Raw genomic sequence first — 13,777 nt, forward strand, 5'->3', positions numbered from 1 at the left:
ACGTTTAGTTATACGGCAGTTAACTCTTAAAATATTTTATTTTAAATTACAATAAATTATATCGTGAATTCGAGTCCGGCCACTGCACCAATTCAAAGAAAAGACGGTTTTACGCCGTCTTTTTTATTGTCCCTCTCTCAAAACGTTTTCTCAAAATTCAAAAACAAGCGTTGTTTATCATAACTATACAACTCACTTAAATTACTGGATACCTTATTGAAACTATAGGAAAGTTTTGGGGTGATTCCCCAGAAATGCCAGTTTTGTTTCCACAAGGTGAGGGTGCCGCCCCATTCTTTGTCTTGGCGTGTTTTGAGCAATAAACGGTGTGGAGTTTGGTAGTTTTTATGGGCGTAGTAGAGGTTTAAACGGGTACTAATGCCCGCCCACCAACTTTGTCCCCAACCGGCACGGAGGGATTTTCGGTGGTAGCTGTAAATGGCGTCATTGGCTCGTTCTTTGCTGTAATCGGTGCCGAGGTAGAAATAGCGTTTGGCGTCAGGGAGATACATTAACGTGCCAGAATAAAGGGCGGTATGGCTATTGGCATCTGCGTAGTGAATTTGTTTGGTTTTTCCCCATTCACCGGCGACTGAAAGGCGCCAGTTAGGGGAAAACCAATGTTCCACTTCCGCACGAGTGCCGAAAGCACCAGTATAACGATGATTACCGAGCCAACGCCATTCGTAGAAAGGCAAAATAGCAAGGCGATTATCGGTATTTTGATATTGATAACCAAGAGAAGTGCGGTTAATAATATCGTCGAATTGATGATTATCCCAATATTGTTTGGCCGAGAAGTCATTTTCAAAGAGGATATAATGGCCATTGAGGAGATTAAATTTTTTGGACAAATTAAAGCCATAATTGATCCCATGAGCTTTTTGAGGCAAGGATTCAGGGCTTTTTAGCCAAGTGGAATTGCCAATATGAATACGATCAGATTTGGCGGCATTGTTGACATTATTTTCTTGTAAGTAACTAAAATTAAAACTCAGATCCCAACTGTTGCGTTGATGCAAGGCGTTTAAATATTGCTCATTGATTTGAGCAATCTCAGCGGGTGGATTGTCTGCTCGCAGCCGTTCGAATTGATCTTGCGCCGCACTGTCTTGATAATCTTCATATAATGCTTTGGCCAATAAAAAACGCACGGGGGCAAAATTGTCATTTTCACTTAGAATTTGACGCAGGCGTTTAATCGCTGGGCGAAGTTCGCTTTGCGCCAGTTCAAGATTGGCTTTGGCGTATTCAATCAGGGTGACATCGGGCTGTGGGGTTTGTTGATAGAGTGGAATTAACCGTTCCACTAATTCCCATTGTTGGGTATCAATCAAATTATTCAATAATTGGCGCGCAATTTCAGGGTGTTGAATAAGTTCATCATCGGTGAATTCAATAATATTTGGTGTGTCCGCAGAGGAAACTTGTTCTGGTGTGATATTGGGTGCTAATGCAACGGGGAGGGTGGGCGTGGCCACTTTGATGTCTTTGTCTGGTTCATTTTGTACGGTAATGTCAGCCTTAACCTGTGTGCTGAAAAAAAGAAAAAGTGCGGTGTGAATAAGATGATTTTTTGTCATGGTAACGCCCTCTATACTATGCCTATATTATCAATGTGGGATAGGGTCAAAAAAGCCCACCGCAGTGGGCTATAATTAAACGTATTAGATGTTTATTTTTTCTCTGCTGGATAGGAATAATTTCCCTCACGAGTGGCACCAAAAATAAAGTCATGTCGATTTTTTAAGGGGTAATAGCGATTGCCATTTGTAGGGTTTTCACTGTAATTTTTATATTCCCCTCCACCAAGAATTTCCTCGGCATTTGGGCCGACAAAGGTGCCGTAATATTGTCCCTCATCGTTTAAATTACCACTGAGAAAATCAGCAAAGGACTGTTTATTACGTAATGTTTGATTATCTGCAATAATTTTACCACTAAACCTAATTGTATCGCTTTTGTGCTCAATTTTAGTGTCTTGCAAAATGGCATTATCCATCTTTTTGGTATCATAAGAGGTGATTTTGCCCGAAATATTTTGTTTGCCAAAATCCGCCACTAATTCAATATTACCAATTTTACGATCTTGTGGGACATCGGGATAAGTGTTTTTATGAAGATCATAATCTTCTTTTTTATATCGATTTCGTGATGACAAGACATTCCCTTGATACACAGCGGTTTGTCCCTTAGTGACAATATCAGAAGATTGTGGCGCAAGATATTCGCCGCTATAGGCGATTTTATTATTTGGGCGTGTGGCATTTTTAGCAACAGCCGTGGTTCCAACTGCCATTCCCTCCCTGTAGGTTGCTTTACTGAAGTCTTTGTTCGTGAAAACAGGGGAATTATCCCATACGGCATAACTCGAATATTTTTGATTAACAAAAATAATGTCTAAATTGGTTGGATCTGGGTTATCTTCCTTCGCCACATGTTGGATTTTTTGTGGGTTAATCTCATAATGGCTAACATCAATATTTGGGGTCGGTTGAGAATGGAAAAGAACATAACCGTCCTCAGTATAAAAATGTCTGTAGCTATGGGGATCTGTAAACCAACTTTGTGGTATTTTGTAAATGGCACGATTTGGGTCACTGATGTTACTGAACAATAATACCCGCCATTTTTTATCGCTGCGATCATTTTTTTCAATTTGCGCACGGGTTAATTCAGTGGGTTTATTGGGCTGTTCTTGGGCTAATTTTTCTTTTTCTGCTTTTTCTTTTTCGGCTTGTTCTTTAGCCCGTTTTTCTTGTTCCGCTTTTTCTTTGGCTAGTCGATCTTGCTCGGCTTTTTTGGCCGCATTTTCTTTGGCAATTCTGTCTTGCTCCGATTTTTTGGCTGCATCTTCTTTGGCGATGCGTTCTTGTTCCGCTTTTTCAGCCGCAGCTTTGGCCTCTTGTAATTTTTTCTCTGCCTCAGCTTTTGCGTTGACATCCGTTTCCGCATTTACCTTAGCTTGCGCCTCTTGCAGCGCCTTGGCTTTAGCCTCAGCCTCTGCTTTAGCTTTTTCTGCAGCTTGTTGTGCCGCCTTGGCTTTGTCACTGGCTTCTTGTGCTGCCTTGGTTTCGGCCGTATTGGCAGGGGTCGTATTGACCTCTGGCTGAGTCGTATTTTGAGTGCTATTTGGGGTGGTCGATGTGCGATTATCATGGTCACCACTACTGCTACATGCGGTTACTGCTAATCCAACCCATACTGCGATGGCAGTCATTTTAAAAGTTTGTTTCAACATAATATGTCCTTTTTAAGATTAGAAATAGAAGAATGATTACAACATAATAAAGTTATCACTTATCGCAGTGATAACAGCATAATACACTTCAAAAAAAAAAAACAAGTGAATTTTTACTCCAAAAAATAAGCTAATTGACTTCAAATGTTAGTGTATCGATTCAGCTATTTCCGTTGAAACCGAAAAGTGCGGTTATTTTTGAGAGAAAAAGCAATAGCACTATTAAAAACATATAACAATGCAGTATAATAAGGATTATTTTTTATATTGTAACGGAAATACAATGAGCCAGTTTTTTTATGTTCACCCTGAAAATCCACAAGTGAGATTAATTAATCAAGCGGTGGAGATTTTGAAAAGTGGTGGGGTGATTGTTTACCCAACCGATTCGGGTTATGCTCTAGGTTGTATGATGGGCGATAAGCATGCAATGGATCGCATTGTGACCATTCGTCAGTTGCCAGAGGGGCATAATTTTACTTTGGTATGCAGTGATTTATCGGAACTATCCCATTATGCCACGGTGAGTAATGTGGCTTATCGGTTAATCAAAAACAATACACCGGGGCGTTACACCTTTATTTTGACGGCGACCAAAGAATTGCCTCGTCGTTTGATGACATCAAAACGTAAAACCATTGGGTTGCGTGTGCCAGATAATCAAATTGCCTTGGATTTGTTAAAGGCCTTGGGCGAGCCGATTTTATCTTGCTCGTTGATGTTGCCGAAAGAAGAACATATTACGCAATCCGATCCCGAAGAAATTCGTGATCGCTTAGAACATCACGTGGATTTAATTATTCACGGTGGTTATTTAGGTCAAGACCCGACAACCGTGGTGGATTTGACTGAGGACATTCCGGTTATTTTACGTGAGGGTAGTGGTAGCATTACGCCGTTTATTTAGCCGTTTATTTTAATTATGACGCTTGGGAAAGCGACAACAAAGGACACATTTATGAAATTTCAATCTCAGCCTCGCTCAACAGAACGTTCAACCGAACGCTCCACAGATCGTAACTGCAATCGTAGCACAAATCGTGACACAGGACGAAACGAAAAACGAGGCGAAAAATCACCGCACTTTAATCCCCGTATGGGTCAAGAAAGAGGGCGTCAAGAGAAAGATCAGCAAGTGCCAAAAGGGCGTTTAGACCGCTCTCGTGGTGAACGTAACTCGGTGAAATCCAGTTCAAATAACCCAGATAAAGCACCGTTTGAACGTAAACCCTTGCCGATGCGTAAACCTAAACCTGTTGCGGTCACGGAAAATAAGCCGACGGTCGCCGGTGAAAAATTACAGAAGATTTTAGCCAATGCGGGACAAGGTTCACGCCGTGAAATTGAGGCGATTATCGCCGCTGGACGGGTGAGTGTCGATGGGAAAATGGCCACGCTAGGTGATCGTGTCACCGTGCATTCTGGCTTGAAAATCCGCATTGATGGCCATTTAATTAATTTAACAGCGGTGCAAAAAGAAGTTTGCCGTGTATTAATGTATTACAAACCTGAGGGCGAATTATGCACCCGAAGTGACCCAGAGGGACGTGCCACCGTATTTGATCGTTTGCCACGTTTGGTTGGTTCACGTTGGATAGCCGTAGGTCGCTTAGATATTAATACCTCCGGTTTATTATTGTTCACCACCGATGGCGAATTGGCCAATCGTTTAATGCACCCAAGTCAAGAAGTGGAGCGTGAATATTCGGTGCGTGTGTTTGGCGAGGTGAATGACGCCATGATTGCTCGCTTGCGTAAAGGCGTGCAGTTAGAAGATGGACTTGCCAATTTTAAAAGCGTGAAAGCCATGGGCGGCACGGGGTTAAATCAATGGTTTGATGTGACCTTAATGGAGGGGCGCAATCGTGAAGTGCGTCGTCTGTGGGAAAGCCAAGGTATTCAGGTCAGCCGTTTAATTCGTATTCGTTACGGCAATATTAAATTGATGAAATCTTTGCCTCGGGGGGGTTGGGAAGAAATGGATTTAGCCAATGTGAATTATTTGCGTGAATTGGTGGGGCTGGCGCCTGAAACCGAAACGAAATTAGATATCACTCAGCCAAAACGTCGCTCTAATACAGGCAAAATTCGTAAAGCCGTGAAACGTTACACTGAAATCAGTAAGCGTTATAAAAAAGCCTAGTTTGACATTCCTTTAAAGAGAAATTTTTATGAAAATTCAACAGCTACGTTATATTGTGGAAATTGTTAATCAAAATTTAAATGTCACGGAGGCGGCTGCAGCGCTGTATACTTCGCAACCGGGGATCAGTAAACAGGTCCGTTTATTGGAAGAAGAATTAGGGCTAGAAATTTTTGAGCGTAATGGCAAACACATTAAATCCGTTACGCCGGCGGGCAAGAAAATTATTGGTATTGCGCGTGAATTGTTGGTGAAAACCCAAGCCATTCGGGCGATTGCGGATGAATATACTCAGCCGAATCATGGCGTGTTACGCATTGCCACGACGAATACACAAGCACGTTATATGTTGCCGTCGGTGATTGAACGTTTTTCAAAACAATATCCCGATGTCAGTTTACATGTACATCAAGGTTCACCGAATCAAATTTATGATGCGTTGTTGTCTGGCGAAGTGGATTTAGCCATTACCACTGAGGCACAATATTTATTTGATGATTTGGTGCTGTTGCCTTGTTATTTTTGGAACCGTTCGGTGGTGGTGAAAAAAGATCACCCGTTGGCGAACGTGAAAAATTTAACTATTGCAGAATTGGGTAAACACCCGTTAATTACCTATACGTTCGGGTTTACTGGTGTATCGGATTTGGATTATGCCTTTAACAGCGAGGGTATTTTGCCGAATATCGTGTTTACGGCCACTGATGCGGATGTCATTAAAACCTATGTTCGCTTAGGTTTGGGCGTGGGGATTATCGCCTCCATGGCGCATACTGAGGCTGATACGGATTTAGTTGCTATTGATGCAAGCCATTTATTTAATGCGAGTATGACGCAAATTGCCTTTAAACACAGTACGTTCTTGCGCAATTATATGTACGATTTTATTAATTATTTTTCACCGCACTTAACTCGTACGTTAGTGGAAAAAGCCGAATCTATGCACGATAATAATGCCGTTAAACGCTTGTTTGACGGGGTGCAGTTGGAGAATAAATAACAAAAAATAAGGTGCATTTTATGCACCTTATTTATTTTCTTTTTTATTAGGAACTTGCGTTCCTTTTTGTGTTAGAAACTAGCGTTTCTTGGCGCTCTAGGGAACGGAATCACATCACGGATATTTTGTACACCAGTGACATAGACGATTAAACGTTCAAAACCTAGTCCAAAACCTGAATGTGGCACGGTGCCATAACGGCGTAAATCACGATACCACCAGTAATCCTCTGGGTTTAATCCCATTTCGATCATACGTTTATCTAACACATCCAAACGTTCTTCACGTTGTGAACCCCCGATAATTTCACCAATTCCCGGTGCTAATACGTCCATGGCGGCCACGGTTTTGCCGTCATCATTTAAACGCATATAGAATGCTTTAATGTCTTTCGGATAGTTTTTCACCACCACAGGGGATTTAAAGTGTTCTTCAGCTAAATAACGTTCGTGTTCAGAAGATAAGTCGATTCCCCAAGATACTGGGAATTCAAATTTCTTACCCGATTGTAATAACACCTCGATAGCATCGGTGTAATCAATTTGCGCAAAATCGGAACTGACAAAATTTTCTAAACGGGTAATCACCTCTGGATCCACATGTTTAGCAAAGAATTCTAAATCATCACGGCGTTCGGCTAATACGGCACGGAATACGTATTTCAACATATCTTCGGCTAATTTAGCGTTATCGTTCAAATCAGCAAAGGCCACTTCAGGTTCCATCATCCAGAATTCCGCTAAGTGACGTGTGGTATTTGAATTTTCCGCACGGAATGTTGGCCCGAATGTGTAGACCTTGCTTAATGCACAAGCATAGGTTTCTGCATTTAATTGACCCGATACGGTTAAGAAAGATTCACGTCCAAAGAAATCTTGCGAAAAATCCACCGCACCTTTGTCGTTACGAGGTAGATTTTCTAAATCAAGGGTAGAAATACGGAACATTTCGCCCGCCCCCTCAGTATCTGATGCAGTGATAATTGGGCTTGCTACCCAATAGAAACCTTGCTCATGGAAGAAACGATGAATCGCTTGGGCTAAACAATGACGCACACGAGCCACGGCACCGATAATATTGGTACGAGGGCGTAAATGTGCCACTTCACGTAGGTATTCGATACTGTGGCGTTTTGCTGCCATTGGATAAGTATCGGGATCTTCTACCCAACCCGCCACTTCCACGCTTTGAGCTTGTAATTCCACCGCTTGTCCCTCGGCAGGGGATTCTACCACCGTGCCTGTCACAACCACGGAACAACCCGTGGTTAAACGTAACACTTCCGTTTCATAATTCGCTAAATCGTTATTTACAATCGCTTGAATAGGGGCAAAGCAAGAACCGTCATAGACAGCCAGAAAAGAAAGGCCCGCTTTTGAGTCACGGCGAGTTCTCACCCAACCACGCACAGTTACGCTTTCACCAATCGCAACTTTACCTTGCAGTACGTCGGTGATAGAGGCAATTTTTGTCATTTTTAATCTCCGAAATCAAAATATTATTATTCATAAAAAATTCTGCTTAGTTTACCTTAAATTCAGTGATTTACCAAAAAATCCCTGAAAATATTTGCGAAATACGGCATGTCGTGCTGCTTTTTTGCGTTGCTGAAAAGATTAAGCAAAAAAATTTTGTGATCTATGTCGAATTTTGAACATTTATTGATTGCAGAAAATACAAAAATACTTAATCATATGAACAGGTAACAAGGCATGACGCTTGTTTTTTATCATTAGACCGAAATGAGGTATCGTATGGAAGTTGGTGTTGTTAAATGGTTTAATAATACAAAAGGTTTTGGCTTTATTAATAAAGAGGGCAGTGATGAGGATATTTTTGCTCATTTTTCTGTGATTGAAATGGAGGGGTATCGTTCATTAAAAGCGGGCCAAAAAGTGAATTTTGAGGTTTCACATGGCGAAAAAGGTTCGCAAGCCACAAAAATTATTCCTATTTTTGAATAGACAGGATGATTAACAAAAAAGTGCGGTAAAAATCATGTTATTTTTACCGCACTTTGCTGTTTCTATTTGTTAACGTATTAATTCGGTTTTTTCTTCGATTTCTTGGCTTTATAAATTTTATAAGCTACGTATAACACGACCGCAGCCACGATAACATAAATACCGTGTTGACCATTTTTCACCTGTTGAGCCAACCAATCTCGATTATCTGCGCCATGATAGCCGAGGTAAACCCAAATCGGCACAGAAATAATCGCTGCACAGAAATCTAACAACACAAAGCGAGTATAACTCACTCGATTTGTGATGCCTGATACCATATAAATCGGGGCACGTAAGCCAGGTAAGAAACGTGCAATAAATAAAACTCGATTACCATATTGATCAAACTTTTCCCTTACCATTTTTAAACGTTTGGAGGAGAGTAATTTGCGCAATGGGCGGAAACGTAAGATTTTTACCCCATAAATACGGCCTAACCAATACATGGTGCTATCACCCGCTAATACGCCGATCATACTCACCACCAACATCATATGCACATTCACATTTTCAGGATAAAGGCCCGCAATAATGCCACCAGAAACCAAAGTAATATCTTCTGGAATCGGCACGCCAAAGCCACAAATAATCAATACAAATAAAACGGCCCAATAGCCATAATCAGTAAAAAAGTTAATTAACACATCCATGAAAAAATCCTATAAATATGAAACAAAATCTTGTATATCGACCGTTCTACATTCACGTTCTATCTTGTCATTTTCTGCTGTACCGACTAATAAGAGAGCCACAATTTTTTCTTGTTCGGTGCAATGTAAGGCTTGACGTAAGGCGTTGCCGTCGCTCCATTTTCCCGTAATCCAGACGTTATCAAAGCCCAAATCTTGTGCTGCAAGTTGAATGCCGTAAGCTGCACAACCCGCAGTAACAAGCTGTTCCCATTCTGGCACTTTGGCAATCGTCGAATCCAATTTTGCGATCACCGCAATCACCATTGGATTGGCACAGAGTTTATCAATTTTGTCGAATTGTTTTTGTTCTAAATTCAGGTCCGTTGCCACTTGAGTTAAGGCGTTGGCAAGCGTGGTTAAGCCGTGATTTTCAATGACCACAAAGCGATAAGGTTTTAATTTGCCATGATCGGGTGTGCGCAATGCGGCTTGGAAAATTTGTTCAAGTTGTGCTTTATTGGGGGCAGGCGCCACTAATTTTTTATTTGATCGACGATTGATCAGTAATTCTAATGCGTTCATAACGCTCCTTTCCTCTTTTCTTTACTTTCTTGCTTATTTTAACGTGCATGATTTTAACATAAAAATACCGTGAAAACTTCTCATTTTTGCGGTATATTTCCTTTCAATTCAATAGCTCATCGGTGAATTTGTATTATTTTTTGCCATTTACCGTTTATATTAAGAGGATGTTATGCAACTCATTTTTCGTTTTTTAAAGCAGTGTTGGAAAGCCTTAAACGTTGTTCGACGTGTAGTAATGAATGTGGTTTTTTTGTTATTCGTTTTGGTGTTTATCACATTTGTGAGTTTATTCCATGCACCAACTAAGCAAACAGAATTAGTCGGTGAACAAGGCGCATTGGTGTTAAATTTAGACGGTTATCTGGCGGATAATCGAGAGCAAACAATGACTTGGCAAAAAGCCTTAAACACCTTGGATAGCAATCAAGTGGCTCGTCAAATTTCAACATTTGACGTGGTCTATGCTATTGAAAATGCCAAGAATGATGACCGAATTAAAGGGATTGTGCTAGATTTAAATTATTTTGAGGGCGCCGATTTGCCGGCGTTGGAATATGTTGGTCGTGCTTTAAATGCTTTCAAAGCACAACATAAACCCGTGATTGCCATGGCAGATAATTATACGCAAGGGCAATATTTTCTTGCCAGTTTTGCGGATGATATTTATTTAAATACCGTGGGAACCGTGGATATTCACGGCTTATCGGCTGAAAATTTGTATTTTAAATCCATGCTAGAAAAATTAGCTGTCACGCCGCACGTTTTCCGTGTGGGAACCTATAAATCAGCGGTAGAGCCGTTTTTACGTGATGATATGTCACCTGAAGCCAAAGCCAATGCACAACGTTGGTTAGGCGGTATGTGGCAAAATTTCCGTGACGTTGTCGCAAAAAATCGCCAAATTCCGAGCAATGATGTCTTGCCAGACAGTCAAGAATATTTGGCAAAACTAAAAGCCTTACAAGGTGACAGCACCGCTTATGTGAAACAACGGCATTTAGTGACGCAATTAGCCAGTCGTGCTGAAACACAACAAAAACTCACCGCAGTTTTTGGTCCATCAATGCAAGATGAAAGTTATGCGTTTAAAAATGTCGATTTTGATGCTTATTTAAGTGCGTTACCTGACCGTCAACAAGGGGACAGTGCGTTTTCTGAACCAACCCATAAAATTGCCGTTGTGAATGTCGAGGGGACGATTATTGATGGTGAGAGCTATGAAAATGAAGTTGGTGGCGATAGCGTGGCGTATTTACTACGTCAAGCTGCTCAAGATGAGGCGGTTAAAGCGGTAGTTTTACGTGTAAATAGCCCCGGTGGTAGCGCTTTTGCCTCTGAAATTATTCGCCAAGAAATCGATCATTTGCAAGCATTAGGCAAACCTGTTGTGACCTCAATGGGTTCAATGGCCGCCTCGGGGGGCTATTGGATTTCGAGCACCACGGATTATATTGTGGCGGATAGAAATACGATTACCGGTTCTATTGGTATTTTCGCTATGTTCCCGACCTTTGAAAATAGCTTGAAAAAAATTGGCGTAACGGCGGATGGTGTAAGCACTTCAAAATTAAGCGAAATATCATCAGTGAGTCCATTATCCGAGGAATTAAAACAGGTATTTCAATTAGAAATTGAGAACGGCTATGATCGCTTTTTGGACGTGGTGAGCCGTGGACGGCAGTTATCAAAAACGGATGTGGATAAAGTCGCACAAGGACAAGTTTGGCTAGGACAAGATGCGTTACAACATAAACTCGTGGATGAACTCGGTGACTTTGAAACTGCGGTGAAAAAAGCGGAAGAATTGGCTAATCAGAAAAATAATGAGCAAGCAGAGTATTCCGTAGAATGGTTTGATGAACAACCGCAAGGATTTAAAGCGTTACTGCAAGCCCTACAAACAGAGGCGAAGTTGTTTGTTAACCGTTCGGTAAGCGAGATGATTGGATTGCCAAAACCAGTTGAACAAGTGGGAAGTCAACTTGGTGTGTTGAGTAAATTTAATGATCCGAAAGGGCAGTATTTGTATTGTTTGAATTGTGGGGGAGTGAAGTAAATTCTTTAGCAAACAAAAAAATGCGACCTTTCGGTCGCATTTTAAATATTGATTTAATGGCGTATTACCATTGGTAACCGATACCTACACCGGCACCCACATCACCACGACTATTGGCATTACCTTGAAGTTTTAAGAGTACTTTACCGCTATCGCTTGCACGTGAATAACCGACGGCGAGTGCACCTTCACCTTTGAAAGTACCTGCTGAGGCGGCGACCATTGATTTACCTGGAATGTAAACTTGTGGTAATGATGCTGCAGCATTTGAACCCGCTACACCCGCACGCATATCTTTGTTTACACGATTGATGCGGTTGTTGACACCTTTTAATTGGCTTACGTTCACTGCATCAGTATCAGCCGTACCTGCCGCTACGTTCTTAATTTGAACGGGGGCGCCGGTGTTACTGTTACCGACAACAAGGTTACCCTCTTTATCGCTTGAAAGTTTCGTTGTGCCCACCGTAGCGGAGTTCACTTGAATATTCTCAGCCAAGCCGTAAGTGACAGTTGGGTTGGTATCGTTATCTGCAATATTCACCACTAAATTTTTACCTGCTACGTAAGTGATGTTATCACCCGCAGAGATTTTGGTGGATCCATCATGTTCTTCAACTTGAGTATCGCTGTTTTTAACCGTCACTGTATGGTATGCGCTGTTAATCGCATTGGCTACCGTGCCTACTGTGGCAAGTTTACCATTTGCTGCCGCTTTTTCTTCTTCGGTTGCATTTGGATTAAGACCGTCAATCACGATTTTACCTTCTGGTAATCCTAAAGTATCAGAAAGCACAAGCGCATTAATTGGTGCGGTGGCGTTATACAACTGGCTACCATTAATGGCTTGGGTGCTAGTTGGTGAAATATCGCCATCTGCTACGCCGTTCAAGACGACGGCGTTACCGTTACCGTCAGCGAAGTTCAACGTTTGTGTGGTTACGTCATTCCCTTTGTCATCTTTTACAGTGACAGGCGTTGAAGTAATGGTTGTACCATTCACATTTGTGCTGTTTACCGAGATGTCTTTCGCTAACGCATAGGTGACATTCGTTACGCCATCGGCTTCAACAGTAATGTTAGACACTAAGTTTTGACCTGCAACATAGTTTACCGTGTCGCCAGCATTGATTTGCTGTGCCTCGCCACCTTGTGTGATTTCTTTTGAAGTAGAAGACACGTTGATGGTATGGTAAGCAGAGTTAATGGCATCTGCAACATCTTGTGCGGTGGTTAATGCATCTGGGCTTGAACCCGCACCAACTTTACCCGTACCTGTTGCCGTGGTTACATCACCTGTATACGCAACGGCATCTTTATTTGGAACACCGTTAGTCACGTCAGCCGCTGCATAGTATACATCGCCGACTTTCACTAACGCATTACCATTTGCATCGGAGTAAACATTTGGTCCCGCATTCACTAAGTTACCAGTGTTCGCTGCGATTTGTGTTGTTGTGGTGGTTACTGGGTTACCCTCTTTATCAACAACTGGTTTACCGTTTTTATCTAACACAGGGACTTCAACTTTTTTCGTGGTGATGGTTGTTTCATCAACATTAACGTTGAATGTAACATTGACCAATGTACCATCATCATTTGGCGAGGCCACCGCTGTTGTGCCTGTACCATTGACGAAGTTCACTGTATCATAGGCTTTAACAAAGTCTTTTGCGTCGCCATTTTCTTGCAAGTTCCAACCAGAATTTAACACATCACCTAAGGTTGCCACTTTGGTTTCATCTGCGTCAGTTGGCGCCACTGCACTTGGTGCATTAGTGGTGTTGCTAACCGTACTGTCTAAACCAGTAATGGTGTTGCCTGCAATATTGATTGGGCCTTTCACATTAGCCGCATCAACGGTTTGTGTATTACCGTCTTTATCTGTGTAAGTGTAGTTGCCATCTTTATCTTTGGTGACATTGTAAACGTTGCCGTTTTCATCGGTGTAAGTGTCGCCACCCACAATGACAGAATCCACTTGAATGTCTTTATCTAAACCGTAGGTCACAACAGGTGTTGTTGTGTTCTTATCGTCCATTTTCACCACAAGGTTTTTACCTGCGGCATAAGTGATGTTATCACCCGCTGAAATTTCAGTGGACAGGTTAGAG

11 protein-coding genes are annotated in these 13,777 nt (G+C 41.7%); 5 read left to right on the forward strand and 6 right to left on the reverse strand.

The genetic code is table 11. The annotated features are described in order from the left end of the window. Nucleotides 1–137 precede the first annotated feature (137 nt). Nucleotides 138–1,583 (reverse strand): surface lipoprotein assembly modifier, encoded by a 1,446-nt coding sequence (locus tag ACTG7Q_RS10665; RefSeq protein ID WP_439243727.1) that lies wholly within the window; start codon nucleotides 1,581–1,583, stop codon nucleotides 138–140. 92 nt (nucleotides 1,584–1,675) lie between these two features. Next, on the reverse strand, nucleotides 1,676–3,241 hold the full coding sequence (locus tag ACTG7Q_RS10670) for a transferrin-binding protein-like solute binding protein (RefSeq protein WP_439243730.1): 1,566 nt from the start codon (nucleotides 3,239–3,241) through the stop codon (nucleotides 1,676–1,678). 283 nt (nucleotides 3,242–3,524) lie between these two features. Between ACTG7Q_RS10670 and ACTG7Q_RS10675 the strand changes: the two genes are divergently transcribed. From ACTG7Q_RS10675 to cysB, 3 genes are read left to right on the forward strand one after another with little or no spacing between them, the layout of a single operon-like run. Further along, complete coding sequence (locus ACTG7Q_RS10675) at nucleotides 3,525–4,148, forward strand: L-threonylcarbamoyladenylate synthase (RefSeq protein WP_439243733.1); 624 nt, start codon at nucleotides 3,525–3,527, stop codon at nucleotides 4,146–4,148. 51 nt (nucleotides 4,149–4,199) lie between these two features. Further along, nucleotides 4,200–5,384, forward strand: a complete 1,185-nt coding sequence (rluB, locus tag ACTG7Q_RS10680) for a 23S rRNA pseudouridine(2605) synthase RluB (RefSeq protein WP_439243735.1) — start codon at nucleotides 4,200–4,202, stop codon at nucleotides 5,382–5,384. A 28-nt stretch (nucleotides 5,385–5,412) separates the two neighbouring features. Beyond that, nucleotides 5,413–6,384, forward strand: a complete 972-nt coding sequence (cysB, locus tag ACTG7Q_RS10685) for an HTH-type transcriptional regulator CysB (RefSeq protein ID WP_439243738.1) — start codon at nucleotides 5,413–5,415, stop codon at nucleotides 6,382–6,384. 71 nt (nucleotides 6,385–6,455) lie between these two features. Here the strand turns inward: cysB and asnS are convergent, their stop codons facing one another. After that, nucleotides 6,456–7,859 (reverse strand): asparagine--tRNA ligase, encoded by a 1,404-nt coding sequence (gene asnS / locus ACTG7Q_RS10690; protein ID WP_439243740.1) that lies wholly within the window; start codon nucleotides 7,857–7,859, stop codon nucleotides 6,456–6,458. 279 nt (nucleotides 7,860–8,138) lie between these two features. Between asnS and cspD the strand changes: the two genes are divergently transcribed. Continuing rightward, nucleotides 8,139–8,348, forward strand: coding sequence for a cold shock domain-containing protein CspD (cspD, locus tag ACTG7Q_RS10695; protein ID WP_439243743.1), 210 nt, complete (start codon nucleotides 8,139–8,141; stop codon nucleotides 8,346–8,348). 77 nt (nucleotides 8,349–8,425) lie between these two features. Here the strand turns inward: cspD and ACTG7Q_RS10700 are convergent, their stop codons facing one another. Continuing rightward, nucleotides 8,426–9,040 (reverse strand): DedA family protein, encoded by a 615-nt coding sequence (locus tag ACTG7Q_RS10700; protein WP_439243746.1) that lies wholly within the window; start codon nucleotides 9,038–9,040, stop codon nucleotides 8,426–8,428. Between the two features lie 9 nt (nucleotides 9,041–9,049). Continuing rightward, nucleotides 9,050–9,604, reverse strand: a complete 555-nt coding sequence (locus ACTG7Q_RS10705) for a nitroreductase family protein (RefSeq protein ID WP_439243749.1) — start codon at nucleotides 9,602–9,604, stop codon at nucleotides 9,050–9,052. A gap of 172 nt (nucleotides 9,605–9,776) precedes the next feature. Here ACTG7Q_RS10705 and sppA point away from each other — a divergent pair, with 172 nt between their 5' ends. Then, nucleotides 9,777–11,663 carry a signal peptide peptidase SppA gene (gene sppA, locus ACTG7Q_RS10710; protein ID WP_439243752.1) on the forward strand — a complete coding sequence of 629 codons (1,887 nt, stop codon included), beginning with the start codon at nucleotides 9,777–9,779 and terminating at the stop codon, nucleotides 11,661–11,663. A gap of 64 nt (nucleotides 11,664–11,727) precedes the next feature. Here the strand turns inward: sppA and ACTG7Q_RS10715 are convergent. Next, a partial coding sequence (locus tag ACTG7Q_RS10715; protein ID WP_439243755.1) for a YadA family autotransporter adhesin occupies nucleotides 11,728–13,777 on the reverse strand: 2,050 nt, incomplete at its 5' end.

Origin of the sequence: Lonepinella sp. BR2474 (assembly GCF_051851555.1) — a bacterium.
GTDB lineage: Bacteria > Pseudomonadota > Gammaproteobacteria > Enterobacterales > Pasteurellaceae > Lonepinella.